Consider the following 25,214-nt stretch of genomic DNA (forward strand, 5'->3'; position numbering starts at 1 on the left):
TCTTGCTAATTCAGAACGACCGTGAACGGAGCGTCATATCGCCACTCCTCCAGATTGGTCCCTCCACCAATCCGATCGACCACGGCAAAAAGTCCGCTGCCCGCTATCGGCGTCAAAACGCCGTGCCAGGTGCCTCGATGAAGATTGATCGCTTGTCCGGGCTCGGTCACGAACGCATGAGGGCTGCCGGGCACACCGCTTTCGTCCGGCGCTACGATCACGAGAAACGGGACCAGTTCCATCGGTATGAAGGCCTGGCTGCCCGCCGGATGCCGCTCGACAAGCGAGAACCGGTAAGGAAGCGGGCGGATATCGGCGCGAAAGATGCTGATGCCGGCACGGCCGTCGGATAAATCGAGCATCGCCAGATCATGCCAGCGGCCACATGCCCCTTCATTGATGAGTTTCGTCGGATCGCCAGCAGCTTCGAGGACATCTCCAAAGGGTGCAAATGCTTCTGCCGTCAGAGGCACCGCGAGCAGCGTCCGGTCATCGGTCATAGCAGCAGAGCCCTCAATCTCAGTTCGGCAATCCGCTCCACCTGACGCGCGGCGGTCTCGCGCTCGGTTTCAGTATCGTTCCCAATTCTCTCCTCGAAGGACCGGAGGATCGAATTCTTGTCGTGATCGCGCACCGCGATAATGAACGGGAAATCATGCTTCTGCGTATAGGCCGCGTTCAATTGCTCAAAGCGGGCGCGTTCCTCGTCCGTCAGGGCATCCAGACCGGCCGAAGCCTGCTCGGCCGAAGAATCGGCCGTCAGACGTCTTGCGGATGCCAGCTTTCCAGCCAGATCGGGGTGCGCCTTGAGAACCGCCAGCCGGTCTTCGGGCGAGGCGCGGCGAAAAGCGCGCGCCAACGCGTTGGCAAGGCCCGCCGCGCGATCATGTGCCGGACCGAGTTCGAGCTCGAACGCCTTTTCGGCGACCCAGGGCGAGTGCTCGTAGACCCCACCAAATTTCTCGACGAACTGAGCTTTATCCATGGAGCTTGGCCGCTCGCGTGTCTCGGGCGGATGGACCTGCCGCCAATGCTCGGCAATCTGAAGACGGGTGGCGAACCAGACCTCGTCGCCATGGCCCAATGCGTGTTCCAGAAAGCGCTTCACCGCCATGGCGCGCCCAGGCCGGCCCGCAAGGCGGCAATGGAGCCCGACATTCATCATTTTCGGCGCCCCGGCGCGGCCCTCTTCGAGGAGCATATCGAAGGCATCGCGCAAATAACGGAAAAACTCTTCGCCATCGGCAAAGCCGGCTGCAACGGCAAAGCGCATATCGTTGGCATCGAGCGTATAGGGGACGATCAACTGCTCGCGATCACCAAAGCGCATGTAGTGGGGTAAATCGTCGTCGTAGGCATCGGCGAGATAGGCGAAGCCGCCCTCTTCCGCGCCGAGTCGGATGGATTGCATGGAACTGCGACCGACATAGAGGCCGCGCGGGCGCGCGCCGACAACTTCCGTGTGAAGGCGGACGGCTTCGGCGATATGCTCCCGCTCTTCCTCCTCTGAAATATCCTTGTATTCGACCCACTTCAGGCCGTGCGAGGCGATTTCCCAATCGGCCGCTTTCATGGCCGCCACCTGCTCCGGCGAGCGGGCAAGCGCTGTCGCGACACCGTAGATGGTCAGCGGTACGCCGGCTTCGGTAAAGATCCGGTGCAGGCGCCAGAATCCGGCCCGGGCCCCATACTCGTAGATGCTCTCCATATTCCAGTGCCGCTGGCCCGGCCATTGCGCCGCGCCGATGATCTCGGAGAGGAACGCTTCAGACGCCGCGTCGCCATGCAATATGTTGTTTTCGCCACCTTCCTCGTAATTCAGGACGACCTGCACCGCGATCTTCGCGCCAGCCGGCCATTTGGGATCGGGTGGGTTGGGACCGTATCCGATCATGTTTCGAGGATAACGCTTCACGTCTTGGCTCATATCGGTCACTTTCTCGTCATCATCACGTATCCCGCAGGACAAGTCTTTCAAATCATGGCAGAAGGCGTTTCGGCCTGATAGGTGCTGTATCGGTAGGCGGCGTGCGTCATTCTTGAGCACGCGATCTGGAAGAAGGGATAAAGAGATGGCCGGATATCTGACGACGCACGTGTTGGACACCGCACGCGGCACCCCGGCGTCGGAGCTTCTCATCCGCCTTTTCAGGATCGAGGATGGCGCGAAGCGCCAACTTGCCGAGATGACCACCAATGATGACGGGCGGACCGATAGCCCGATCCTTCCCGAAGATCGTTTCGAGACAGGAACCTATGAATTGGTGTTCATGGCAGGCGCCTATCTTCGCAGTCAGCCCGGAAGCCAGGATGGACTGCCCTTTCTGGACGACATTCCCATTCGCTTCCGGATGGAAGACCCCGACGCCCACTATCACGTCCCGCTTCTTCTGAGCCCTTATGGATACAGCACCTATCGCGGCAGCTAGAAGGCCAGTCCGCCGTCGCGGGCCTGATCGAGAATGCTGTCGATCATGAAATCCATGAAAAGACGCGTCTTCGGATCCTGATGCTTGCGATGAATGTAAAGACAGGCAAGCTGCGCCGGAACGGGCGGCGTTTGCTCGCAGACCCGAACTAGAGCGCCGGTCTCCAGATGGTGGGCGACTTCAAATAGCGGCTTCATGGCAATGCCGAGGCCCGCCAGCGCCCAATCGGTCAGGACATCTCCATCGTCGCATTCCAGCGGACCACGCACGGAAAATGCCTGCTCTCCATCATCGGTCTGGAGCGTCCAGCGATATTCTGCTGCACCCGGAAACCGGAGATTGAGGCAATCGTGACGGCCCTCGGCGATGGCCTCGCCATGGGTGGGATGACCTCTTTCCGAAAGATAGGCAGGGCTTGCCACCAGTACGCGCTGGCATTGGGCGATCTGACGAATACGCAGATTGCTGTCTTTTGGCCGGCCCAGGAAGAAGGCGATGTCTAGCCCCTCATTCGCGAGATCGATGCTGCGATCCGACAGACGCAGCCGTACCGAAATCCGCGGATAGGCCTTGCGGAACTCTCCCATCGCGGGAGCGATGAAACGGCGGCCGAGGCCGAGAGGCGTCGCGACGGAAAGCGTGCCCGCCGGAGCGCCGGTGACCGCCGAGACACCGGCTTCCGCCTCCTCCACCGCGCCGATGATCCGCGTTGCACCGTCATAAAAGATGCGGCCCTGCTCCGTCGGCGAAAGGCTGCGCGTCGTCCGCTGGAAAAGCCGGACATCGAGATGCTGCTCCAGTTGCGAGATCCGGGCCGATGCCACGGCCGGAGAAATATGGAGATCGCGCGCCGCCGCGCTCATCGAGCCCAGCTCGTAGATTCGCACGAAAGTGCGCACATTATCCAAATAGGCCATTCTTCGGCTTTCCTTGATGACGCTAACAGGATTAACTGGATAATCATCAGACCGCCACCCGCCTAGGATTCAATAAAAGCAGAGAGAAAAGTGAATCGATGATCGATCTTGCCATCGCCTGGGACTGGTTGGCCTTTGCCGTCCGCTGGACGCACGTCATCGTCGCGATCGCCTGGATCGGCTCATCCTTTTATTTCATCGCTCTTGATCTCGGTCTGCGCCGTGACGGCGAACTCCCCGAAGGCGTGTCCGGCGAAGAATGGCAGGTTCACGGCGGCGGCTTTTACCACATCAACAAATACATGGTCGCGCCCCAGCATATGCCGGAGCATCTGACCTGGTTCAAATGGGAGAGCTATTCGACCTGGCTCTCCGGCGCGGCGCTTCTGATGGTCGTCTATTGGGCCGGCGCGGGCCTCTACCTGATCGACCCCGCCAAAGCCGATCTAGCCGTATGGCAGGCCATTCTGATCTCCGCCGGTTCGCTGGCTATTGGCTGGCTGGTCTATGATTTTCTCTGCCGTTCGGGCCTTGGCGAGCGCCCCACCATCCTCATGATGCTGCTTTTCGTGCTGCTCGTCGCGATGAGTTGGGGATACAACCAGATTTTTACCGGCCGGGCATCTCTCCTGCATCTCGGCGCGTTCACGGCGACGATCATGAGCGCCAACGTCTTTTTTACCATCATGCCCAACCAGCGCATCGTGGTCGCCGACCTGAAGGCCGGGCGTAAGCCGGACCCCAAATACGGAAAGATCGCCAAGCTGCGCTCGACACACAACAACTATCTGACGCTGCCCGTCATCTTCCTGATGTTGTCGAACCACTATCCCCTGGCCTTCGGGACCGACTACACCTGGATCATCGCCGCACTGGTCTTCCTGATGGGTGTGACGATCCGGCATTTCTTCAACACTCATCACGCCGGCGGCGGCAAGCCTTACTGGACCTGGGCGATCACCGCCGTGATCTTTCTTGTCATCGTCTGGCTATCCTGGGCGGGGCGCGCCAATGCGGAAGCCGACGAGATGGCCGAAAGCGCTCTATCTGCCGCGCAACAACAATTCGTCGCCACGCAAGAGTTCGCCGATGCTGCGGAGATCGTTCGGAGCCGCTGCAGCATGTGCCATGCGCGAGAGCCGGTTTGGGAAGGCATCAACTGGGCGCCACGGGGCGTCTATCTGGAGACGGATCGCGACATCGCCGCTCACGCGCGTCTGATCTATCTGCAAGCCGGGGTCACCCATGCCATGCCGCCGGCCAACATCACACAGATTTCGCCAAAAGAGCGCGCTGCCCTGGCCGAGTGGTACCGGAGTGCATCCGGTGGTTAAAGCAGGCCGGTAACCACCCTAGTTGAGCGGTATGGCGTTATTTGCCTTACCGGACTGATACTTCTCGGAAAGACCGTCATAAAGCGAGGCGATGTGACGCGCCTTCTCTTCCAGCGGCGCTCTTTCCGCCTCCGGCAGATCCGCGATGGCCAATCGTATGCCCTGGGCCTGCCAATACTGGTTCTCCTTGGAATATCCTCCCGGCTCGAGGCGGAAAACCTCCTTCAGAATATTGAGATCATGCGGAATAGCGAAGCTGTCCCGACTGTCCTCGTGACTGAAGAAATAATAGAAATTATCGAAGCCGGCCCATGTAATCGCCGACAAGCAGAGCGAGCACGGCTCATGGGTCGTCAGGAAGATCAACTCCGAAGTGGCGGGACGGTCCTCCTCCCGCATCTCGTAGAAACGCTTCAGGCAATGGATTTCTCCATGCCAGAGGGGGTTTTCCATCTCGTTGTTGGTTTCCGCCAGAACCAGGGAATGATCGCTCTTTCGCAGGAGGGCCGCGCCGAAAATCTTGTTGCCTTCCTTAACCGCAACATCGGTGAGCGGAACGATATCTTCGGCGATCACATCGAGCAGTCGATGGAGTAGGGCGGCGTCGGTTTTGGGCATAAGAAGACCTTTCGGTGGACTGCGCCGTTCATAGCGCTCCGGCGCAGAGTATTGTCCACGCGAATAGATGAAAGACCTTCCAACCATTGCGAAGGATGACCACTTGCGCAATGGCAGGTTGCGGCGCACCCTGACACCATGACGATGAGCGATATTCCTTCGGTGGATCAGCGCATTCCAGCGAAGCGGCAACAATTGCGCTTTCTTCTCAATGGGGACGAGGTCACGCGCGCAGATGTTGCGCCAGAGGACACGTTGCTCGACTTTCTGCGTCTGGAAAAGCGGCTCACCGGCACGAAGGAAGGCTGTGCCGAGGGCGACTGCGGCGCCTGCACCGTACTGATCGGCCGCATCGGCGCCGATGGCAAGCTGCACTACCGGTCGGCCAATGCCTGTATCGTGCTCATGGGCATGATCGACGGCTCTCATGTCGTGACCATCGAACATCTTAGTCCACGAGGCGGACCACTCCATCCGATCCAGCAGGCCATGGTCGACCATCACGGGAGCCAATGCGGCTTTTGCACGCCCGGCGTCGTGATGAGCCTTTACGGCCTTCTGATGCGCGACGCCAGGCCGGACCGCCTTGCGGTCGAGTGCGCGCTTCAAGGCAATCTCTGCCGTTGCACCGGCTATGCGCCGATCATTCGCGCCGCGCTGTCGGTCGCGTCTCTGCCGGAAAGTGGCGACCCGGTTCTGGCCGAACGCAAGACCGTGACCGAGACGCTGGCCGCATGGAACGATGGCATCCGGCTGGAGATCTCGGGTCGAAAGGAAACAGAAGCGCCCTCGTCTTTGGGCGGCGCAGCTGTCGAGCCCGCCGATATCCCGTATGAGGGCGATGTTTCAGAGGCAGAGGAAGGTGGCAAGCGCATCCTCCGGCCTGCATCCGTTGATGATCTTGCAACGCTTCTTGTCGCCAATCCGAAGGCCCGGATTGTAGCGGGGGCGACGGATGTCGGCCTGTGGGTCACGAAATTCATGCGACAGATCGGACCGCTTGTTCCGATCGGACATCTGACAGAGCTACAGACTGTCGAAGAGCGTGATGGCGTTCTGCACATCGGCGCCGGCGTTTCCTATACCGACGCTCTTGAAAGCCTGGCCGCTCATATACCGGCATTCGAGCCGCTTCTCTGGCGGATTGGCGGCAACCAGATCCGCAATATGGGGACTGTCGGCGGCAATATCGCAAACGGCTCTCCGATCGGAGACATGCCGCCACCGCTGATCGCTCTCGATGCAAGACTTCATCTGCGCAAGGGTGAGGAGCGACGCGCTCTCTCTCTGGAGCGCTTCTTCATCGAATATGGAAAACAGGACAGGCAGGACGGCGAATTTGTCGAGGCCGTCTCCGTTCCCCTGCCCTCTTCCAGCGCAAAGGTCGCGATCCACAAAGTTAGCAAGCGAAGGGACGAAGACATTACGGCCGTGCTCGGCGCTTTCCATCTTCAACTGGATGTCAGCGGCAAAGTCGATTCGATCCGCATCGCGTATGGCGGTATGGCCGGTGTTCCGAAACGCGCAATGGCAGTGGAGAAGAGACTGGCCGGTGCACCATGGACGCTCGATAGCATCGAAGCCGCCATCGCCGCATTCGACGATGACTTCAAGCCGCTGAGCGATATGCGTGCCTCGGCGGACTACCGGATGCTCGTCGCCCGAAATCTTCTTCGGCGTTTCTTTCATGAAACGACGGGCGACGCAGCTCAAACCATGGAGGCAGCGGAATGAACGAGGTTCTCGCGCGAGGTTCCGACCGCAGCCACGACGACCAGGCCAAGGTCGAAGGGGCTGCGGCCTTGTCCGATGCGCATGAACATGCGCCGGTGCATCAGCCCAAACGACACGATTCTGCTCATCTGCACGTTGCCGGACGTGCGCCCTACACCGACGATCTGCCAGAGCCGCCCGGCACGCTGCACGCCTATCTCGGTCTTTCGACCATAGCCAATGGCCGCATCCGCGCGATCGACCTGGAAAAGGTTCGAAGGCAGCCGGGCGTCCGGGCCGTCATTACGGGAGACGAGCTATCGCACAATGATGCGAGCGCCTGGCAGATCGGCGACGAGCCGTTCCTGACGACCGGAAAGATCGATTTTCTCGGCCAGCCGATCTTCATGGTGATAGCCGACAGCCGCAAGGCGGCGCGCCACGCCTGCGCCCATGCCCACATACAATATGATGAAGAGGCGCCGATCCTGACGGTCGACGAGGCGCGGGACGCCGGGGGCAAAACCGTTATCGACGGCATGACCCTTGAGAGAGGCGATGCCGACGCCGCCATCGCCGGAGCGCCGCGCAAGCTGACGGGCTCCATGCTGATCGGCGGACAGGATCACTTCTATCTGGAAGGCCAGATCGCCTTCGCCGTGCCGGGTGAAGACGGCACGATGACGGTCTACTCCTCGACGCAGCATCCATCCGAAACGCAGATGCTTATCGCTCACACACTGCATCGGCCGGCCGCCATGGTGACGGTCGAAGTCCGGCGCATGGGTGGTGCATTCGGCGGTAAGGAATCGCAGGCCAATCTGTTTGCGGCGCTCGCCGCTTTTGCCGCCGACCGCCTTGGCGTTCCGATCAAGATTCGGCCGGACCGCGATGACGATATGGTCGCTACCGGAAAGCGGCATGATTTTCGCGCGGACTATGAAGTCGGTTTCGACGATGACGGCCGCGTCCACGGGGTGAAATTCGTCTATGGCGCGCGCTGCGGCTTTTCCGCCGATTTGTCGGGGCCGGTGACCGATCGGGCACTTTTCCACTGCGACAACGCCTATTACTGGCCTGCGGTCCGGGCCGTTTCGCAACCGCTCTTCACCAACACCGTGAGCAACACCGCTTTTCGCGGCTTCGGCGGCCCCCAAGGCATGATGGGAGCCGAACGCGTCATCGACGAAGTCGCGTTCGCGACCGGACTGGACCCGCTTGAGGTTCGCCAGCGCAACTTCTACGGCGAAGGCGACAGGACAACGACACCCTATCACCAGCAGGTGGAAGACTTCATCCTGCCGCGTATCATCGACGAACTTCTCGAAAGTTCCAAATACGAGCACCGCCGAAAGGCGCTCCAGGAGGCCAACCGGTCCGCCCGAGGCTTCAAGCGGCGGGGCATTGCGCTGACACCCGTCAAGTTCGGCATCTCGTTCACGGCGACGCATCTTAACCAGGCCGGCGCGCTGGTCCATGTCTATACGGACGGGTCCATCCACCTGAACCATGGCGGCACCGAAATGGGTCAGGGCCTGAACACGAAGGTGGCGCAGGTGGTCGCGGCCGTTTTCGGAGTTCCGCTTGAACAGGTGCGCATCACGGCAACGTCCACGGGCAAGGTCCCGAACACCTCGGCGACGGCCGCTTCATCCGGCGCAGATATGAACGGCATGGCAGCCAAGATCGCAGCGGAAACGATTCGCCAGCGTCTCGTCGATTACGCCGCCGAGGAGCATGGCGTGCCCGCCGAACAGATCGCCTTTCGCGAAAGCAATGTGCTGATCGGCAACCGGGAAGTGCTTTTCTCTGACCTCGTCAAGGAAGCCTACGCCGCGCGCATTCAGCTATCTTCGACCGGTTATTACCGTACGCCAAAGATTCATTGGGACCGCGCCTCGGGCAAAGGTCACCCATTCTATTACTTCGCTTACGGCGCGGCGGTCGCAGAGGTCGAGATCGACACGCTGACCGGCGAATACACGGTCGAGAGAGTGGATATTCTCCATGAAACCGGCAAGAGTCTGAACCCCGCAATCGATATCGGCCAGATCGAGGGCGGATTCGCGCAGGGCATGGGTTGGCTAACGACGGAAGAACTGGTCTGGGACGAGAAGGGCCGACTGCGCACCCACGCGCCTTCCACCTATAAGATTCCTGTCGCCTCGGACATGCCGCGCGAGTTCAATGTCAGGCTGGCCGATTGGGCGCGCGCCAACGAACCGACCGTTTTTCGCAGCAAGGCTGTGGGAGAACCACCCTTCATGCTGGCCATGTCGGTCTTTCATGCGCTGTCGGACGCAGTGGCCTCCGTCGCCCATCACATGATTCACCCTCGTCTGGATGCCCCCGCGACGCCGGAACGGATACTGATGGCGGTGGAGCGTCTGCGCGCAGAGGCCAAGACCGAGAGCTGATGCGCGCCTCCGACCTCGTACATCTGATCCAAGCTGCCGAACCTGCCATCCGTATCAGCGTAACCGACACGAAGGGCTCGACGCCTCGCGAGGCGGGCGCATCGATGATCGTCACCGAAGCGCGTACGATCGGGACGATCGGTGGCGGTACGCTGGAATTTCGCGCGCTGGAACGCGCCCACGACATGCTGAAATCCCACCAGACGACGGCAGAAACGATGGAACTACCGCTTGGCCCCGAGATCGGCCAATGCTGCGGTGGACGCGTCGCTCTTTCTCTCCAGCCGGTCGATCTCACCACCCTGCTGGAGATTCACGATCAATTGCGCGAGCAGGAATCGCGACAACCGGAAATTCTCATTTTTGGCGGTGGCCATGTCGGCACGGCTTTGGCGAGAGCGCTCGCTCCCCTTCCCTTCCGGTCCAGAATGGTCGAGACTCGCCCCGATATTCTGCCAGACGGCCTGCCCGTTCCAAGTGAAATTCTGGCAATGCCGGAAGCGCTCGTTTCACAGGCCAAAGCCGGTTCGGCGATCGTCGTCCTGACCCACGATCATGCACTGGATTTCATGATCATATCGGAGGCGATGCAGCGCGACGATCTCGCTTATATCGGCATGATCGGCTCCAAAACGAAACGCGCCACCTTCGCAAGCCATTGGCTTGATAAAGGTGGCGCGTCAGAAAAACTGAAAGAGCTGATCTGCCCGATAGGCGGAAGCGCCGTCAGCGACAAGCGCCCCGAAGTTATCGCCGCCATGGTCGCGGCGGAGATCACTCAGTCTCTAATCAGCTTTGAAGTTTAGGCGTCCGGCCCGACTTCCGTCTTGTCCGACGAATCGGCATTGAGTCCACCGAACTGCTCCGGCCCGATCTTCTCGTAAAGGTGAAGCTGCGTTTCAAGGAAATCGACGTGCCCTTCCTCGTCACGAAGCAATTCCTCGAAAAGCTTCATGGAGACGTAATCGCCGAGCTCGTTGCAGATTTCGCGGGATTCCTTGTAGGCCTTCACCGCATCCAGCTCGCCGGCCAGATCGGCCTCGAGCACTTCCTTGACATTCTGCCCGATCCGCAGCGGTGCCACCGACTGCAGGTTCGGATGACCTTCGAGGAACACGATCCGGTCGATCAGACGGTCGGCGTGCTGCATTTCTTCGATGCTCTCTTCCCGCTCCTTCTTGGCCAGCTTCGTGAAGCCCCAATCATTGAGGAGACGGTAATGCACCCAGTACTGGTTAATCGCGCCCAGCTCCATGAAGAGCGCCTCATTGAGGCGCTCGATCACACGCTCATGACCTTTCATAAAAACCCCTTAAAACCCGTGACTTATTTAGGCTACGCGAACAGACGCTGACCGAGCTCGCGCTTCGCGGCGCTTCTGCTCCACCAGGGCGTGTTTTGTACGCAACCGACCAATAAAGTCTACGACGTCGGCGGCCGGGGTTGCAAGGCGTTCATGGTAGGCTTCGGTTGTTTCCACGATCAGATCGACGACCGCCGGGAAGCACCCGCAGCAGCGGCCACGTTTTTCCATGGCATGATAAACCTGCACGGGCACAATGAGCCGCCAGGGATCCTGATCCAGCATTTCTGTGATGACGTCACGGATCTCCTGAGACGTAATCAGGTTGCAGCTGCAGACAAGCACGGCAAAATCCTCGGTCTGGTACCCCGCAGAAATATGCTCGGCATAAAGCTGTGTCAAAATGTCTAGTTTGGAATTGCTCTAATGTACTGCCTGTATTAAATAGGGAGAACAAGACGGAGGTGTGGAAGCGACCATGCGACTGACCAAGCAGACCAACTACGCGATACGCATGATGATGTATTGCACTGCCGACCCGGACGGCCTGAGCAGAATTCCCGATATCGCCAAGTCGGCAGAGGTCCCGGAGCTCTACCTCTTCAAAATCCTCAAGCCTTTGGTCGAAGCCGGCCTCATGAAGACCGTTCGCGGTCGAAAGGGCGGTGTCTGTCTGGCCAGGCCAGCCGAAGAGATCACCCTATTCGACATTGTACGGGTGACCGAGGAAGGTTTCTTCATGGCCGATTGCTTCGAGGAAGGCGACACACACTGCCCCCTCGTTGATCATTGCAGCCTGAACGCGGCGCTTCGGGAAGCTCTCAACGCATTCCTGGAAGTTCTCAGTCGCCATACGCTTGCCGAGCTTGTGAGGCAAAAGCCCGAACTTACCGATCTTTTCGGTCTGCGCGTCGCTTAACACCCGAGACAGATTGCGCCACGACCAACGCGAACGTGTTGAGCGATTGCGGCGTAGCCGGTCGCGCTATTGACAAAACATTACCTTCACGATCATCTTTAAACGAAATCGACACCGCGATGCGTTCGCGGGTCCGTTCGCCAAAAGACCGACTGTGAAGGACATTGGTATGAGATGGGGCTATCTGCTCACGGCCGCGGTAGCGAGCGTGGGCGTTTTTTCTGCGGGCGCGATTGCGCAAGAGGCAAAACCGGCGACGGCGGAACAAAAGAGCCTCACTCTGGAGCTCAATTCCGTCTCATCTCAGGCGAACAATTCGTGCCGCATGACCTTCGTCGCCCATAACGGTATCGAGGCAGATCTGGAATCGGCCGGCTTCGAGGTTGTGCTCTTCGACAAGAAGGGTCTGGTCAACCGTATGACTGTTTTCGATTTCGGCGCCCTGCCGAATGGCAAGACATTGGTAAAGCGTTTCGATTTACCTGAAACGGACTGCGCCGATCTTTCGAGGGTTCTCGTCAACGGTGTCGCGCGATGCGAAGGAGCCGGCATCGACAGCAAGAACTGTGCGAACGCCATCGCGACCCGAAACAAGACCGATCTGACCTTCGGCAGCTAAGGGGCCTGAACATGAATATTATCAGCCTTTTCGCGCCGATCCGTTCTTTTTTGGCGCTGGGCGGTCCGGTGGTCGCCATCCTCGCCATTATCTCGGTCATCTCACTGGCATTGATCCTTCTGAAACTGACCGGTTTCGGCCACGCCCGGATCGGACAGACCTCCCGCGCGCGCCACGCCATCGCCCTTTACCGGCAAGGAAAGGCTGCGGAAGCCGAAGCCTATGCAGCAAAAGGCCGTAGTGGCGCTGCACAAGCCGTTGCGCTGGCTCTCGCCATGCAGCGCGATACGCGTTTTTCAAAGACGCAGATCGAAGAAGAAATCGCCCGCTTCGCAACCGAGCATCTGCACAAGCATCAGTCGGGCTTTCGCTTCCTCGACGCTGTCGTTCAGATCGCGCCGCTTCTGGGGCTGTTCGGAACGGTGCTGGGCATGATCGAAGCCTTTCAGAAGCTCCAGCAAGCCGGCAACTCCGTCGATCCGTCCATTCTGGCCGGTGGCATATGGGTCGCGCTTTTGACGACCGCCGCTGGACTTGCCGTGGCAATGCCGGTCTCGGTTATCCTGACCTTCCTAGAGCAACGGCTGGAAAACGACCGGGTAGCGATCGAAACGCTGGCAACGGAAGTCCTGGCACCGCAATTGCCATCAATATCCGGCGCGAATTCGAATGCCGACGGGTCGGCCCGCCTGAGCGGACAGGCCGCCCATGCGTATTGACGCTGCCATCCGCCGCAGAAAACGAATGTCGATGACGTCGCTCATCGACGTGATCTTTCTCCTGCTGCTGTTCTTCATGCTTTCATCGACCTTCTCGCGCTTTGCCGAGGTGCCGATCGGCTCGGCTGGCAATGCCGGAACCGGCGCCAACCGCCCGGACATCGTCGCGACGATCGATGCCGAAGGCGTGCAGATCAATGGCGAACAGGTTCCGGCGGACAGGATCGCCGACCGCCTCGCTTCACTGCGGGAGGCGGGGGCCGCTTCGGCGACCCTCTTCACCCGAGATGGCGCCACATCGCAGACACTCGTTGCAACCCTGGAGCGTTTCAGAGCCTCCGGAATCGAAACAGCCCTCGCCAGATAGACCGATGGTCAAGCTCAACCCTCCCTATACAAAGCCGCGTGAGGCGGACAGCACGATCGCGCTGATCAACATCGTCTTCCTGATGCTGATCTTCTTTCTGATCGCCGGTACACTGACCCCACCCGTCGACAGGGCACTCGATCCCGTAACCACGGAAGAGGCCACGCCGGGTGCCCCACCGGATGCATTGGCCATTGGCGCGGATGGCACGATGACCTGGCGCGGACAGCCGGTGACGCTGGAAGAGACCCTCGCGGCTCATGAGCGGAGCGGAATCGGCGCTGACGCGCCCCTCCGCATCCTTGTCGACCAATCCTTGCCAGCACCCGATCTTGTGGACCGGCTTGCCGAACTCCGCAGAGCCGGTCTGACCAATCTCGTCCTCGTCACCGAACGGGAGCAGAATTGATGGCTGGCAGACGGGCCTGGACAGTGGCGATCGTAGTCTCCTCGGCTCTGCATCTGGCGGGCTTTACCAGCCTGCCGGAGGAGGAAGAACTCGTTCAGGTCGAAGGTGGCAGCGGCGGCGCCGTGACGATGGCCGGTGACAGTTTCACCGACGCCGTGGCCGAAGGCGAGGAAAGCGACGTTCTTGAACCCACCGAGATTGCCGAGACGAATCCCGAAGCCGCTCCCGTAACACCGGAGTTGGAAAGCGACGTCTCCGAAGCCGAAATGCCGGAGACGGCAAGCGAGGCAGCGCCGGAAACCCTCCTCGCGGAAACGTCGCAGCAGACGCCTGCCGTGACCGAAAGCGCGATAGAAACGGTGCCGGTTGCTCCTGCGGAGGCGACTGAAGACATTACCGAAACAGAAACGGTCGAGCCGGCAGAGATGGCGGCGGTTTCCGCCACAGAGCCACTGGAAACCATCACGGAAACCGTTCAGATTCCGCTCCCTAAAGCTCGCCCGGCCTATACGCCGCCGCCCAAGCCAAAGCGTGCCGCGACGCCGCGCAAGACCAAGCAGCAAGCCAAACGAAGCAGTTCCAAGCCACGCCAGACGGCGAGCGGCAACCGGGGCAATTCGGCCCGCAACGCCAAGCGCTCATCCAGCGCCGGAGCGGCGAGGAGGTCGTCCAGCAAAGGCAATGCCGCCGTCGCAAACTACCCGGGCAAGGTGCAAAGCCGCGTTCGCCGTGCCGCCCGGGCATCGGGCCGTGCATCGGGCACGGCAGTGGTGTCGTTCACCGTCTCCGCCAATGGACGCGCGAGCGGCATTCGACTGGCGCGAAGCTCTGGCTCTTCCGCCGGTGATCGTGCGGCACTGGCAGCCGTCCGGCGCGCGTCGCCCTTTCCGCCGATCCCACCCGGCGCAGGCCGTGGCAGCTGGTCCTTTTCGGTCCCGATCGCGTTCCGCTAGCGTCGGAGACTCTCGGCCAAACGTTCCCATGCGATTTCGGATGCAGGCAGGCCCAGGCGCAACATGTTGGGGTCCTGCTCGAAGCGACGCACCCAGATTCCGTTCTGACCAAGACGTTGAAAGAGCGCGTCGGCGCGACCGTCATGGATCGTACGGAACAGGGGACTTTCGCCCGCCGGCCTATAGGCCGACTTTGCAAGAAGCGCATCGAGACGCTCCTGCGCTTTCGCCAGTCGTCGTCGCTGCTCGTTCTGCCAATGTACGTTTGCCAGCGCTTCGCGACCGACAGCAATCGCCGGCCCGGAGACCGGCCACGGGCCAAGACGTGACGTCAGCCGGTTCGCAAGCGCTTCACCCGCGACAGCGAAACCGAGGCGCAGACCGGCGAGTCCATAAAACTTGCCGAAGGACCGGAGTACCGCAATGCGCCGGCCCTCTACCGTTTCCGCAAGTGAGAATTGGGCCGCGCCGGCGACACTGTCCATGAAGGCTTCGTCGACCACGAGCAGTCCGCCGCGTCTCTCCATCTCGTCGGCGACTTGCAGCAGGCGTTCGCGGCTTGTCAGAGATCCAGTCGGATTGTTCGGATTGACGACGATGACGAGCCGCGCCGCATCGGACAGATTGTCCCACTCTCCGAACGGCAAAACGCCATGGCCCGCCTGCATGCATAGACGTGCATGCTCTTGATAGGTCGGGCTCAGAATTGCCGCCTCAGCTGGCGGGACCGACGCGGCGAGCGCCGCCATTAAAGGCTGGGTCCCGGTGGCCGGGACGATCTGAGCAGGCTCGGCGCCATAAGCGGAGGCCGCTGCCTGCCGAAGAGAATCGATCTCGCTCCCCTCAGGAAGGCGCGTCCAGACCTCGCTGTCAAAAGGCGGCAACGGATAGGGATAAGGGCTGATCCCCGTTGAAAGATCGATCCAGGGTTTTGGCGCGTCCGGAAACAGCCGGTTCGCTTCGGACAGATCGCCGCCATGATGAACAGCGGCTACCGGCCCGGAAGCGTCGGCCGAAGGGAGACCTGCTTTTACATAACCCTGCACGTGTGTTCCAGGCTCAACGGGCATTGTGAAGCAGACCGTCAATGTCGCAATGAAGTTCCAGATGATCGGCCAGTCCGTCGAGCGCGGCTTCCACCCCCTGCTCGAAGGCGGGCAGGCGGCTGTCGCCGCCGAGACGACGCAGGAAGGCCTTTCGGAAAGCGTCATTGGCGAAGATGCCATGCAGATACGTTCCGATAATGCGCCCGTCGGCGCTCACCGCACCCTCTTCGGTGCCATCCGACAGATAGGCGAAGGGTCGCCCGCGATCGGGGCCATCCGTCGTCCCCATATGCATTTCGTACCCGTCTAGCGGGAGATCACCGTCCCGGCTTCGGCCATGGACCTCGCTCAGGCGCTTCTCGGTCGCGATCACCGTCTCCAGATCGAGGAGGCCGAGACCTTCCAGTCGCTCGGGTCCGCCCTCCGCGCCCGCAGGGTCGCTGATGCTCCGACCAAGCATCTGATATCCGCCACAAAGGCCGACAATGGCGCCGCCCCGGCGGGAATGAGCGATGATATCGTGCAGCAGTCCGCTCTCATGGAGCACGGATAGATCGCTGAGAGTGGCTTTCGATCCGGGCAGAATAACGCAATCGAGATGGGCCGGCAGCGCCTCATGCGGCGCGATCCGCAGAAGATTGACGTCCGGCTCGGCCGCAAGCGGGTCGAAATCGTCAAAGTTGGAAATCGATGGCAGCGCGATCATCGCGATATTGAGGGTGGCTTCGGCCTTTTCCTTCACCCGTGCGCGCAATGCCAACGCATCTTCGGCGGGAAGCCGCGCGGCATCCTCGTAATGGGGGATGAGCCCGAATGAGCGCCAACCGGTCCGCTGCTCGATTTCCTTGATTCCGGCGTCGAAAAGGGAGGGATCGCCACGGAATCGATTGACCAGAAAACCGCAAATCTGCGCCGCGTCCGCCATGTCGATGACGGCCTTCGTGCCAACCAGCGAGGCGATCACGCCGCCGCGATCGATATCGCCGATCAGCACGACCGGCACATCGGCCTGCCGGGCGAAACCCATATTGGCGATGTCACCAGCCCGCAGATTGATCTCGGCGGCCGAACCGGCCCCCTCAACCAGGACGATGTCGGCCGTCTCTTTCAGGCGAGAAAAACTCTCCATCACCGAACTCATCAGACCGGGCTTCAGCGACTGATATTCCGCCGCTTTCGCCGTACCGCGCACCCTGCCCTGGACCACGATCTGCGAGCCGTTACCGCCCTGCGGCTTCAGCAGAACCGGATTGAAATCCGTATGCGAGGGGACGCCGCAGGCGCGCGCCTGGAGGGCTTGCGCCCGGCCGATCTCTCCGCCGTCGATCGTAACGGCGGCGTTGTTGCTCATATTCTGCGGCTTGAAGGGACGGACGGCAAGACCGCGACGCTTCAGCGCCCGGCAAAGGCCCGCGACAATCAGGCTTTTGCCGACATCGGATCCTGTGCCCTGAAACATCAGGGTTCGGGCCGGGCGACTGGCATGTTGGCGGTTCTCGCTCGTCACCTCAGAATTCTATGCCCTTCTGGGCTTTGACGCCCGCTTTGAAGTGATGTTTTACCGCCCCCATCTCCGTGACGAGGTCGGCAGCGTCGATCAGTTCGGGCTTGGCATTGCGGCCGGTCACGACGATGTGCAAACCCTCACGCCGGTTCGTCAGGGTTTCGACAACCTCTGAGAGATCGAGATGCTCATAGCGCAAAGCAATGTTGAGCTCATCGAGGACGAGCAGGGCGATCGACGGATCCGCCATCAATTCCCTGGCTTTAAACCAGGCTGCCTGGGCGGCAGCCACATCGCGCTCCCGATCCTGCGTCTCCCACGTGAAACCCTCGCCGAGAATATGCAGCGCGATCTGATCGCCGAAACGCTTCAGGGCGTCGGCCTCGCCGGTTTCCCAGGCGCCCTTTCCAAACTGCACGATGCCGACTCTTTTGCCGTAGCCCAGCATACGAAGAACCAGACCGAAAGCCGCCGTGCTCTTCCCCTTGCCCGGTCCCGTGTGGACCATAAGAAGACCTTTTTCCTCCACCGTCTTGGACGCCACTTCCGCATCCTGAACAGCCTTTCGCTTAGCCATCTTCGCGCGGTGGCGGTCTGCTTCGTCGGTCTGCATCTCGGCTTCCTTTCTCCATTGGAGGACAGATCAACTGCCCGATTCCGAGCGGCAAATGCAAGCGCCGGCCGATGAGCCAGCGCATAGTTGCGAAGTCGGGTCGCGTCCGCTAGAGACTGTCCTGTCTGGTTCTTCCCGAAAGGGGAGCGAAGAGGGAATACGGTGCAGCGTCCCAGCCCAAGCCGTAGCCGCCCCCGCGACTGTAAGCGGTCCGCGCAGATCCGTTGAGCCACTCGGTGCTGTCATGCCGGGGAAGGTGGATCAAGCGATCGGCCGCAAGCCAGGAGACCTGCCAGGCAAAACCGCTAGACGCTGTCGGTGGGACGGCGAGGAAGGACCAATTATGCCTGGAAACGCCACCAAGGCGATTCTACCCTCATCTGTGTATGTGCATCCAGAACGCGAGCGCTAGACCATGGCGCTCCGTCTCAAGCCACTTGCCTTGCTTGCCATTGGCCTTGTCTATGGCGGCGGCATCGGTTTCACGCTGGCCGCAGCGAACAATATTTCGCTCGGCGGTCATGAGCACTCCCATGCAGAGGCTGCCGGAAATCATGCGGGCGTACACGATCACAGCAAGGTTCTGAACGTCTCCAGCAGCGTTGCGCCGGCACTTTCCGCGACATTGATCCCCGATCCGGTGACAGGCTGGAACCTGCATGTGGAAACTCAAAAGTTCCGCTTCGCGCCGGCCCATGCCGGGCAAGCACACCGGCCGGGAGAAGGCCATGCCCATGTCTATGTGAACGGCGAAAAACTTGGCCGTCTCTACGGTCCCTGGATGCACATTGCAAAACTGCCGGAGGATGCCGTGGTCGAGGTCACGCTGAACAGCAACGACCACGCACCGCTCGCCGTCGATGGCGCACCGCTGAAAGTCCGGGCCACGCCTCAGAAGCAAAATGAAATGCCTGACGGCCAATCGAACCCAGAAGAAAAGGCGCATCATTGATGCAAGCGACAAGCCGTATTCCCTGCACCATCGTCACCGGTTTTCTTGGATCCGGCAAGACAACGATCATCCGCAATCTGCTGGAGAACGCCAAGGGCCGCCGCTTCGCCGTCATCGTCAATGAATTTGGCGATGTCGGTATTGACGGCGAAATCCTTCGCGGTTGCGGCGTCGAGAATTGCAGCGAGGAAGACGTGGTGGAACTTGCCAATGGCTGCATCTGCTGCACCGTGGCGGATGATTTCCAGCCCGCGCTCGACGCAATTCTAAAGCGCGAGCCGGCGGTCGATCACATTCTCATCGAGACGAGTGGCCTCGCGCTCCCGAAACCTCTCGTGCAGGCTTTCAACTGGCCTGCCATCCGCAGCCGAGTCACGGTCGACGGCGTCATTACCGTGGCCGATGGAGCCGCACTGGTCTCTGGCGAGGTGGCCTCCGACATGGATGCGCTCTCCGCCCAGCGGCTTGCCGATGAAAGTGTCGATCATGACGACCCGATAGAAGAAGTCTTCGACGACCAGATTGCCTGCGCCGACCTCGTCATCCTCTCCAAGACCGATCTTCTTTCCGAGGACGATCGCCAGAAGGCCGAAGACCGTCTGCAAGGAGAATTGAGCCGACCGGTGCGGATCGTGCCGTCACGTAACGGCCAGCTTGACCCCGCCATCCTGCTGGGTCTCGATGCGGCAACCGAAGATGGCATCGAAGCAATCCGCACCCATCATGACGGCGCGCATGCCGATGGAGTGGCGCACGATCACGACGAATTCGAAAGTTTCGTCGTCGAACTGCCGCCCGTCGCCTCGCCGGAGGATCTGACAGCGCGGGTCGAAGCGGCCTGCGCGATACCGGATGTTCTGCGTGTCAAAGGTTTCGCGGCGATTGGCGACAAGCCGATGCGCCTTCTGGTGCAGGCGGTCGGAAGCCGCGTCCAAAGTCATTACGACCGTCCCTGGAAGACCGATGAGACACGTGGGACCCGCCTTGTCGTCATCGGCCTTCATGATCTGGATGCCGAAGCGGTTCGCGCCGCTCTGGCCGGCTAGGAACGCGCGCGAGCCATGCACATCCCCTCCATCTCCACCGCATCCCTGGACGGATCGATCGAACCGCTCGATCTGGGACAGGATGCTGCGGAGATGGTCCTGCTTTCCTTTTCGGATTCCGATTTGCGCGGTCTTGCGGGGGCGCACGGTCGTGCAGATGGTGAGGAGCCCGACCCTACCCTCAGGCTCGCCAGCCTGAGGGATCTGCGTCATCCGATGAGTGTCGATTTGTGGCTCGACGCGGTCGCCGCAAAGGCCAAGATCGTGATTGTCCGCATTCTGGGCGGCTATGATGCATGGGCCTATGGCTGTGACCGGCTAGCCGAAACTGCCGCAAAGAATGGCATCGCGCTGGCTCTCCTGCCCGGAGAGTGCAGCGAGCGCGACGAAAAACTGGAATCCCGTTCAACGCTTCCGGAAGACCAATACGCGACGCTTCTCTCCTATTTTCGCGAGGGTGGCCCTGCCAATATGGACCGCTTGCGCCAGGCAATGGCTCTGTTGACGCGGCCCGATCTTGGAGAGAAGCCGGACAAGGCACAAACACCGCCCCGCATGGGTTTCTGGTCGCCGGCAACCGGCACATCCGAAAACCCGGACGACATTCTTCGAGCGCAAGAGCCGTCAGCGCCCTGCGTGCCGATCATCTTCTACCGCTCCTTGCTCATGGCCGAAGATGCGGAGCCCGTTTCCGTTCTTTTCGAAGCCTTGGCCAAGGAAGGGATCGCCGGCCTCCCGGTTTTCGTTCCCTCGCTGAAGGACCCCGCCGTGACGGCCTTTCTCGATAAACTTGTCGAGAGGACCGATCCGGCGCTGATCGTTGCTACCACCGGTTTCGCCGCGTCTTTGGACAGCCGCATTGCCGGAGACGGCACAACAAGGGCCGTACCGCTTTTCGAACGGCTCAATCGTCCTGTTATTCACGCGGCAATCGCCACCACGCGTCGCGAAGGATGGAAAGAGAGTGATCGCGGGCTCGGCGCCACCGACATGGCCATGCACTGCGTCCTGCCGGAGCTGGATGGACGGATCATGGGGGAAGCCATCTCTTTCAAGGCCTTGGGTGAAAGAGATGCATCCTACCAGATGGCGTTACAGCAGAACGCCGCCGAGCCGGATCGTATAGAGGCGATGGTCACTCGCATCCGCCGAATGATCGCGCTTCAGACAACGCCGGCGAGCGAACGCAAGATCGTGATGATCCTGCCTGATTATCCGGGAGCCGAAGGGCGCGAAGGCTATGCCGTCGGCCTCGACGTCTTCTCCTCGGCGCTCGCTATTCTCGGCGACCTGGCCGAAGCCGGCTATACCGTACGCGATGTGCCGGAACGTCCGCGCGACCTGCTGACCCTTCTTCGCCATCCGCATCCAGTTGCTGCGGCCAAAGACTGGCCCGAGGCTTTTGTAGCCCTTCCCGAAACGGCGCAGACGTCGCTGATCGAAGCATGGGGCAAGCCGAAACAGGCAAAGCTGGCGCTTCGGCATGCAACGTTCGGCAATATCGAGGTCTGTTTTGCGCCGGATAGAGGGCGAGCCTCCGAGCGACGTGCCGATTATCACGACCCGGCACTCCCGCCGACGCACGAACTGCTGGCCTTCGGTCACTGGATGAAAGAAGCCGTCGCCGCAGACGCCATCATCCACCTCGGCGCCCATGGTACGCTGGAATGGCTGCCCGGCAAGGCAGTCGCACTGTCACAATCCTGTTTTCCCGAAATCGTGACCGGGCAGATACCAGTGGTGTATCCCTTTATCGTCTCCAATCCGGGAGAGGCCGCGCAGGCCAAGCGGCGGATCGGTGCAGTCACGCTCGGCCACCTGCCGCCGCCGCTCAGGACAGCCGGCCTGACCGATGATCAGGCCGAGCTGGAACGACTTGTCGACGAGTTCGTGCAGGCCGATGGAATGGACCCGCGTCGCCGCGAGCGACTGCGTGATCTCGTTCTGGAAAAGGCGGAAGCGACAGGTTTCGATCGGATAGCCAATCTTTCGGCGGAGACCGACCCGGATCAGCGTCTGCTGTCGATCGACGCCTGGCTCTGCGATCTGAAAGAGATGGCAGTCAAGGATGGGCAACACATCTATGGGCGTGCGGAAGAAGGCGCGACGGCTGGTCGCACGATGGCGGCCGATAGCGAACGCGACCGCCTGATCGACGCGCTCGATGGACGCTTTGTTCCGCCTGGCCCGGCCGGTGCACCCGATCGCGGGCGTACCGACGTTTTGCCGACTGGTCGGAACCTCACTGTCATCGATCCGCGTACGATGCCGACGCCGACGGCTTTCGCAATGGGCAAGGCGGCAGCAGACGAGGTTCTGCGCTATCACTTGCAGAAACATGGCGACTGGCCAAAGAGCCTCGTCATGGATCTCTGGGCATCGGCATCGTTGCGAACCGGTGGTGAAGAACTTGCCCAAGGACTTTCGCTCATGGGGTGCCGTCCGGTCTGGGATCATGCGTCCGGGCGGGTCAAAGCCATCGAAGTCCTGCCTGTTGCCTTGCTGGGCCGTCCGCGCGTCGACGTGACATTTCGTCTCTCCGGCCTGTTCCGCGATATGTTCGCCGCCCAGATCGAGCTTCTTCACAAGGCGATCCAGGCAGTGGCCGATCGAGATGAGGACGCGCAGGAAAACCCTCTTCGTGCCGCAGTCCGAAACGCAGACGTTCCATCACGTGTTTTCGGCACCGCGCCCGGCACATATGGCGCCGGTGTGGAAGATATGCTCCAGCGCAGCGAATGGGATGAGCGGACAATCGTCGGCGAAGCCTACCTTGCGGCAACCTCTTACAGTTTCGACCACGCAGGCGATGCGCTTGAGGCTCCTGACGCCTTCCGCGAACGCGTTTCGGCGGCGGATATCCTTGTCCATGTCGGAGACGATGCGGGCCGCGACCTGCTGGAAGGCAATGCGGATGCCGCGCATATTGGCGGATTTGCAGCAGCCGCAGCGGCGTTGGGAAAGGCGGTCGATCTTGTCTGCCTCGACACGACCGACCCGGACCGGCCCCGAGCGCGGGACGTAGCGGACGCCGTCGCGCGCGTGGTGCGAGGCCGAGCCACCCGACCCGATTACATTCAGGGACAGATGCGGCATGGGCCGCGTGGCGCATCCGATTTTGCCGAGACGGTCGATCGGCTGGTCGCCTTCGCGGAGACCACCCTGTCGATCGATCCGCAACTCATCGAGGCCGTCTGCGATACCTATGTGCAGGACGATGCGGTTCGCACCTTCATCCTGGAGGAAAATCCAGCCGCGGCGCGCGCCATTGCGCGGCGCCTGAATGACGCAATACGGCGCAATCTCTGGCAACCGCGCCGCAATAGTACGCCTTCCATGCTTGCCGAATTGCTGGATGAAGCAGAAGGAAAGCTGGACCTCGGCGCGAACACCAAACGAGAGGCGGCGGAATGACAACGGCCGTAGTAGATAGACCGGACATCGGATCATTTGAGCCTCGCCCTGCCCCACGAAGACGCGGTGCATGTCCCTCCCTCCATCATCCCATGCAAACGGGCGATGGCCTGTTGGTACGGTTGACGCCAGCGCGTGCCGGCCTGCCCTCGGCGATCGTCCGCGAGCTGGCGAAGCTGGCCGAACGCCACGGCAATGGGCTGTTGGAAGTCTCCACGCGCGGCAACTGGCAAATCCGCGGTTTGACCAGCGAGAGCACGGCGGCGCTCTCGTCCGAGATTGAAGGCGTCCTCGACCAGTTCCGCTTTGGCCTGACACTCGATGCCAACCCCTTTACAGCGGCAGGCTCCGATAGCGCGCGGCTCGTGGCCGCCATCGAAGAGATGTCGGAGCATCCGAATTTGAAACAGCGCCTTGCGCCAAAATTCTCGATTGTTGTCGATGATGGAGGATGCATCGATCTTGCAGGCGTGATCGCGGATATCCGCCTGCGATGGGCGGCGTCGGATCGATGGGCGATCGTCCTCGGTGACAATGAAGAGAGTGGTCGTCTTCTTGGTTATGTGAGACCGGCGGATGGATGCGCGGCGGTCTCGGCGCTGGCCGAAGCGATTGCCGAAATCGGCCCTAATGCGCGCGGCCGAGACCTGTCCTTGCCAAGGGCGCAGATCGCCACCACCGCGGCCGCAAGTTCTTTCGAATCTGGTGCCGACCCAATCCCCGAACGGGCCATGACGATCCATGTCGGGCACATCAGACTCCAAGATGAAAGCCTAGCCGTCCTCAGCCCGGCCTATGGGATGATGCACGCTTCATCACTCAACGCCATTATCGACGCGATCGACGAAATAGCCGGTGCGCGGCAGATCCGGCTGTGCACGACAGCCGGACGGCTTATTTCTGTGCGCGGATTGGATGACCACCATATCGAGCGGCTGCTGACCCATGAGGCTGCGCGGGATTTCATTACAAAGGATGATGATCCTCGGCTTTCGATCGCGGCTTGCGCAGGACACCCCGCCTGCGACTGCGCTCATTTCGATACCCATGCCGCAGCCGATCGACTCGTCGAGCGGGGATTGCTGCCGCATGACGGCTCGACCGTCCACCTGTCCGGCTGCGAGAAGGAATGCGCCAGACCGGCTCATGCGGCGGTCCACCTGATCGGCAGGCCGAACGGGATCGATGCATTTGACGATCATGGGAGCAGCCTCGGACACTTCACCGAGCCGGAAGACGCAGTCGTGTCGACGCTACCATCCGCCGGAGGCATCGCATGAACGCAACCGCAACGCTGAACGACCATATCCGTGACGGCACGGCGATCTATGAGCGAAGCTTCGCCATCATTCGCGACGAAGCGGATCTGTCGCGCTTTTCCGAGGGCGAGGCCGACGTCGCCATCCGGATGATCCACGCATCCGGTATGGTCGAGGCAGCCAGGCATTTCGTCTTCGGCGCGGGCGTTTGCGACGTCGCAAGACAGGCGCTTCAAGCCGGTGCGCCAATTCTCTGCGACGCGGAAATGGTGGCCCGGGGTATCACCCGCGCCCGGCTACCCGCCGATAATGAAGTGATCTGCACCCTGCGCGATATGCGTGTGCCGGAGCTTGCCAACAAGATCGGCAATACCCGCTCCGCCGCCGCTCTGGAGCTCTGGCGCGACAGGATGGCCGGAGCTGTCGTGGCCATCGGCAACGCCCCGACCGCACTCTTCCATCTGCTCAGCATGATCGATGACGGCGCGCCGAAACCGGCCGCCATACTCGGCATGCCCGTCGGGTTCGTCGGCGCAGCCGAGTCCAAGGAAGAGCTTGCCAACAACCCGCGCGGCATTCCTTTCGCCATCATTCGCGGACGCCTTGGCGGCAGCGCCATGACCGCCGCCGCGCTCAACGCGCTGGCACGGCCGGGGATTTGAC

The 25,214-nt window shown here is 61.1% G+C and carries 25 protein-coding genes and 1 riboswitch; of the genes, 16 read left to right on the forward strand and 9 right to left on the reverse strand.

The window, feature by feature from the left end:
• Positions 1-5 precede the first annotated feature (5 nt).
• Entirely contained in the window at positions 6-500 is a 495-nt protein-coding gene (locus D8780_RS08510; protein WP_121645208.1) for an ureidoglycolate lyase, read from the reverse strand.
• Positions 497-1,927 (reverse strand): allantoinase PuuE, encoded by a 1,431-nt coding sequence (puuE, locus tag D8780_RS08515; protein WP_245412306.1) that lies wholly within the window; start codon positions 1,925-1,927, stop codon positions 497-499. Before puuE ends, D8780_RS08510 begins: the two co-directional genes overlap by 4 nt.
• A gap of 145 nt (positions 1,928-2,072) precedes the next feature.
• Between puuE and uraH the strand changes: the two genes are divergently transcribed.
• On the forward strand, positions 2,073-2,429 hold the full coding sequence (uraH, locus tag D8780_RS08520) for a hydroxyisourate hydrolase (protein ID WP_121645209.1): 357 nt from the start codon (positions 2,073-2,075) through the stop codon (positions 2,427-2,429).
• On the opposite strand, the gene D8780_RS08525 is transcribed toward uraH, so the two are convergent.
• Positions 2,426-3,346, reverse strand: coding sequence for a LysR family transcriptional regulator (locus tag D8780_RS08525; RefSeq protein ID WP_121645210.1), 921 nt, complete (start codon positions 3,344-3,346; stop codon positions 2,426-2,428). The genes uraH and D8780_RS08525 overlap by 4 nt on opposite strands.
• A gap of 98 nt (positions 3,347-3,444) precedes the next feature.
• Between D8780_RS08525 and D8780_RS08530 the strand changes: the two genes are divergently transcribed.
• Complete coding sequence (locus D8780_RS08530; RefSeq protein ID WP_121645211.1) at positions 3,445-4,680, forward strand: urate hydroxylase PuuD; 1,236 nt, start codon at positions 3,445-3,447, stop codon at positions 4,678-4,680.
• 18 nt (positions 4,681-4,698) lie between these two features.
• Here the strand turns inward: D8780_RS08530 and D8780_RS08535 are convergent, their stop codons facing one another.
• Positions 4,699-5,298: a nucleoside deaminase gene (locus D8780_RS08535; protein ID WP_121645212.1), complete on the reverse strand. Its 600-nt coding sequence runs from the start codon at positions 5,296-5,298 to the stop codon at positions 4,699-4,701.
• Positions 5,299-5,442: 144 nt separating this feature from the next.
• Here D8780_RS08535 and xdhA point away from each other — a divergent pair, with 144 nt between their 5' ends.
• The 3 genes from xdhA to xdhC are packed head-to-tail and all read left to right on the forward strand — an operon-like array spanning position 5,443 to position 10,234.
• On the forward strand, positions 5,443-7,032 hold the full coding sequence (gene xdhA, locus D8780_RS08540) for a xanthine dehydrogenase small subunit (protein WP_121646467.1): 1,590 nt from the start codon (positions 5,443-5,445) through the stop codon (positions 7,030-7,032).
• Positions 7,029-9,428: a xanthine dehydrogenase molybdopterin binding subunit gene (gene xdhB / locus D8780_RS08545; protein ID WP_121645213.1), complete on the forward strand. Its 2,400-nt coding sequence runs from the start codon at positions 7,029-7,031 to the stop codon at positions 9,426-9,428. The genes xdhA and xdhB overlap by 4 nt, the downstream gene beginning before the upstream one ends.
• The gene (gene xdhC, locus D8780_RS08550; RefSeq protein ID WP_121645214.1) at positions 9,428-10,234 is read left to right on the forward strand and encodes a xanthine dehydrogenase accessory protein XdhC; all 807 of its coding nucleotides are present in this window, start codon (positions 9,428-9,430) and stop codon (positions 10,232-10,234) included. The genes xdhB and xdhC overlap by 1 nt, the downstream gene beginning before the upstream one ends.
• Here the strand turns inward: xdhC and bfr are convergent.
• Both bfr and D8780_RS08560 read right to left on the reverse strand, forming a co-directional pair.
• Positions 10,231-10,731, reverse strand: coding sequence for a bacterioferritin (gene bfr / locus D8780_RS08555; RefSeq protein WP_121645215.1), 501 nt, complete (start codon positions 10,729-10,731; stop codon positions 10,231-10,233). The genes xdhC and bfr overlap by 4 nt on opposite strands.
• Before the next feature lie 27 nt (positions 10,732-10,758).
• A complete protein-coding gene (locus tag D8780_RS08560) occupies positions 10,759-11,133 on the reverse strand; it encodes a (2Fe-2S)-binding protein (RefSeq protein WP_158598470.1) in 375 nt (124 codons plus the stop codon).
• A 76-nt stretch (positions 11,134-11,209) separates the two neighbouring features.
• Here D8780_RS08560 and rirA point away from each other — a divergent pair, with 76 nt between their 5' ends.
• From rirA to D8780_RS08590, 6 genes are all read left to right on the forward strand, one after another.
• Entirely contained in the window at positions 11,210-11,650 is a 441-nt protein-coding gene (gene rirA, locus D8780_RS08565; protein WP_121646468.1) for an iron-responsive transcriptional regulator RirA, read from the forward strand.
• Positions 11,651-11,819: 169 nt separating this feature from the next.
• Positions 11,820-12,269, forward strand: coding sequence for a hypothetical protein (locus D8780_RS08570; RefSeq protein ID WP_121645217.1), 450 nt, complete (start codon positions 11,820-11,822; stop codon positions 12,267-12,269).
• Positions 12,270-12,280: 11 nt separating this feature from the next.
• Positions 12,281-12,988, forward strand: coding sequence for a MotA/TolQ/ExbB proton channel family protein (locus D8780_RS08575; RefSeq protein ID WP_121645218.1), 708 nt, complete (start codon positions 12,281-12,283; stop codon positions 12,986-12,988).
• The gene (locus tag D8780_RS08580) at positions 12,978-13,355 is read left to right on the forward strand and encodes an ExbD/TolR family protein (protein ID WP_121645219.1); all 378 of its coding nucleotides are present in this window, start codon (positions 12,978-12,980) and stop codon (positions 13,353-13,355) included. Before D8780_RS08575 ends, D8780_RS08580 begins: the two co-directional genes overlap by 11 nt.
• A gap of 4 nt (positions 13,356-13,359) precedes the next feature.
• Positions 13,360-13,764 (forward strand): ExbD/TolR family protein, encoded by a 405-nt coding sequence (locus D8780_RS08585; RefSeq protein ID WP_121645220.1) that lies wholly within the window; start codon positions 13,360-13,362, stop codon positions 13,762-13,764.
• On the forward strand, positions 13,764-14,717 hold the full coding sequence (locus D8780_RS08590; protein ID WP_121645221.1) for an energy transducer TonB family protein: 954 nt from the start codon (positions 13,764-13,766) through the stop codon (positions 14,715-14,717). The genes D8780_RS08585 and D8780_RS08590 overlap by 1 nt, the downstream gene beginning before the upstream one ends.
• Here the strand turns inward: D8780_RS08590 and cobD are convergent.
• The 3 genes from cobD to cobO are packed head-to-tail and all read right to left on the reverse strand — an operon-like array spanning position 14,714 to position 17,880.
• Positions 14,714-15,763, reverse strand: coding sequence for a threonine-phosphate decarboxylase CobD (cobD, locus tag D8780_RS08595; RefSeq protein WP_245412307.1), 1,050 nt, complete (start codon positions 15,761-15,763; stop codon positions 14,714-14,716). The genes D8780_RS08590 and cobD overlap by 4 nt on opposite strands.
• A gap of 13 nt (positions 15,764-15,776) precedes the next feature.
• Complete coding sequence (locus D8780_RS08600) at positions 15,777-17,222, reverse strand: cobyric acid synthase (RefSeq protein ID WP_121645223.1); 1,446 nt, start codon at positions 17,220-17,222, stop codon at positions 15,777-15,779.
• 49 nt (positions 17,223-17,271) lie between these two features.
• Complete coding sequence (gene cobO / locus D8780_RS08605) at positions 17,272-17,880, reverse strand: cob(I)yrinic acid a,c-diamide adenosyltransferase (RefSeq protein ID WP_121645224.1); 609 nt, start codon at positions 17,878-17,880, stop codon at positions 17,272-17,274.
• Between the two features lie 109 nt (positions 17,881-17,989).
• Positions 17,990-18,191, forward strand: a riboswitch (cobalamin riboswitch).
• Positions 18,192-18,295: 104 nt separating this feature from the next.
• Between cobO and D8780_RS08610 the strand changes: the two genes are divergently transcribed.
• From D8780_RS08610 to D8780_RS08630, 5 genes are all read left to right on the forward strand, one after another.
• Positions 18,296-18,832, forward strand: coding sequence for a hypothetical protein (locus D8780_RS08610; RefSeq protein WP_199699574.1), 537 nt, complete (start codon positions 18,296-18,298; stop codon positions 18,830-18,832).
• Positions 18,832-19,878, forward strand: a complete 1,047-nt coding sequence (gene cobW, locus D8780_RS08615; RefSeq protein WP_199699575.1) for a cobalamin biosynthesis protein CobW — start codon at positions 18,832-18,834, stop codon at positions 19,876-19,878. The genes D8780_RS08610 and cobW overlap by 1 nt, the downstream gene beginning before the upstream one ends.
• A gap of 15 nt (positions 19,879-19,893) precedes the next feature.
• Positions 19,894-23,292, forward strand: coding sequence for a cobaltochelatase subunit CobN (cobN, locus tag D8780_RS08620; RefSeq protein WP_121645226.1), 3,399 nt, complete (start codon positions 19,894-19,896; stop codon positions 23,290-23,292).
• 92 nt (positions 23,293-23,384) lie between these two features.
• Positions 23,385-24,572 carry a hypothetical protein gene (locus tag D8780_RS08625; protein ID WP_158598471.1) on the forward strand — a complete coding sequence of 396 codons (1,188 nt, stop codon included), beginning with the start codon at positions 23,385-23,387 and terminating at the stop codon, positions 24,570-24,572.
• Positions 24,569-25,213, forward strand: coding sequence for a precorrin-8X methylmutase (locus D8780_RS08630; protein WP_121645228.1), 645 nt, complete (start codon positions 24,569-24,571; stop codon positions 25,211-25,213). The genes D8780_RS08625 and D8780_RS08630 overlap by 4 nt, the downstream gene beginning before the upstream one ends.
• Position 25,214 lies beyond the last annotated feature (1 nt).

This window comes from Notoacmeibacter ruber (genome assembly GCF_003668555.1).
Taxonomy (GTDB): Bacteria; Pseudomonadota; Alphaproteobacteria; order Rhizobiales; family Rhizobiaceae; genus Notoacmeibacter; species Notoacmeibacter ruber.

Bases quoted from the DNA above. Each gene is read 5' to 3' on its own strand.
- cobW (WP_199699575.1), top strand. From the start codon at position 18,832: ATGCAAGCGACAAGCCGTATTCCCTGCACCATCGTCACCGGTTTTCTT.
- cobO (WP_121645224.1), bottom strand. From the start codon at position 17,880: ATGCAGACCGACGAAGCAGACCGCCACCGCGCGAAGATGGCTAAGCGA.
- D8780_RS08570 (WP_121645217.1), top strand. From the start codon at position 11,820: ATGAGATGGGGCTATCTGCTCACGGCCGCGGTAGCGAGCGTGGGCGTT.
- D8780_RS08600 (WP_121645223.1), bottom strand. From the start codon at position 17,222: ATGTTTCAGGGCACAGGATCCGATGTCGGCAAAAGCCTGATTGTCGCG.
- uraH (WP_121645209.1), top strand. From the start codon at position 2,073: ATGGCCGGATATCTGACGACGCACGTGTTGGACACCGCACGCGGCACC.
- xdhC (WP_121645214.1), top strand. From the start codon at position 9,428: ATGCGCGCCTCCGACCTCGTACATCTGATCCAAGCTGCCGAACCTGCC.
- D8780_RS08535 (WP_121645212.1), bottom strand. From the start codon at position 5,298: ATGCCCAAAACCGACGCCGCCCTACTCCATCGACTGCTCGATGTGATC.
- cobN (WP_121645226.1), top strand. From the start codon at position 19,894: ATGCACATCCCCTCCATCTCCACCGCATCCCTGGACGGATCGATCGAA.
- bfr (WP_121645215.1), bottom strand. From the start codon at position 10,731: ATGAAAGGTCATGAGCGTGTGATCGAGCGCCTCAATGAGGCGCTCTTC.
- D8780_RS08590 (WP_121645221.1), top strand. From the start codon at position 13,764: ATGGCTGGCAGACGGGCCTGGACAGTGGCGATCGTAGTCTCCTCGGCT.
- D8780_RS08610 (WP_199699574.1), top strand. From the start codon at position 18,296: ATGGCGCTCCGTCTCAAGCCACTTGCCTTGCTTGCCATTGGCCTTGTC.
- D8780_RS08525 (WP_121645210.1), bottom strand. From the start codon at position 3,346: ATGGCCTATTTGGATAATGTGCGCACTTTCGTGCGAATCTACGAGCTG.
- D8780_RS08630 (WP_121645228.1), top strand. From the start codon at position 24,569: ATGAACGCAACCGCAACGCTGAACGACCATATCCGTGACGGCACGGCG.
- xdhB (WP_121645213.1), top strand. From the start codon at position 7,029: ATGAACGAGGTTCTCGCGCGAGGTTCCGACCGCAGCCACGACGACCAG.
- D8780_RS08580 (WP_121645219.1), top strand. From the start codon at position 12,978: ATGCGTATTGACGCTGCCATCCGCCGCAGAAAACGAATGTCGATGACG.
- D8780_RS08625 (WP_158598471.1), top strand. From the start codon at position 23,385: ATGCAAACGGGCGATGGCCTGTTGGTACGGTTGACGCCAGCGCGTGCC.
- puuE (WP_245412306.1), bottom strand. From the start codon at position 1,927: ATGAGCCAAGACGTGAAGCGTTATCCTCGAAACATGATCGGATACGGT.
- rirA (WP_121646468.1), top strand. From the start codon at position 11,210: ATGCGACTGACCAAGCAGACCAACTACGCGATACGCATGATGATGTAT.
- D8780_RS08510 (WP_121645208.1), bottom strand. From the start codon at position 500: ATGACCGATGACCGGACGCTGCTCGCGGTGCCTCTGACGGCAGAAGCA.
- D8780_RS08575 (WP_121645218.1), top strand. From the start codon at position 12,281: ATGAATATTATCAGCCTTTTCGCGCCGATCCGTTCTTTTTTGGCGCTG.
- xdhA (WP_121646467.1), top strand. From the start codon at position 5,443: ATGAGCGATATTCCTTCGGTGGATCAGCGCATTCCAGCGAAGCGGCAA.
- D8780_RS08530 (WP_121645211.1), top strand. From the start codon at position 3,445: ATGATCGATCTTGCCATCGCCTGGGACTGGTTGGCCTTTGCCGTCCGC.
- D8780_RS08585 (WP_121645220.1), top strand. From the start codon at position 13,360: ATGGTCAAGCTCAACCCTCCCTATACAAAGCCGCGTGAGGCGGACAGC.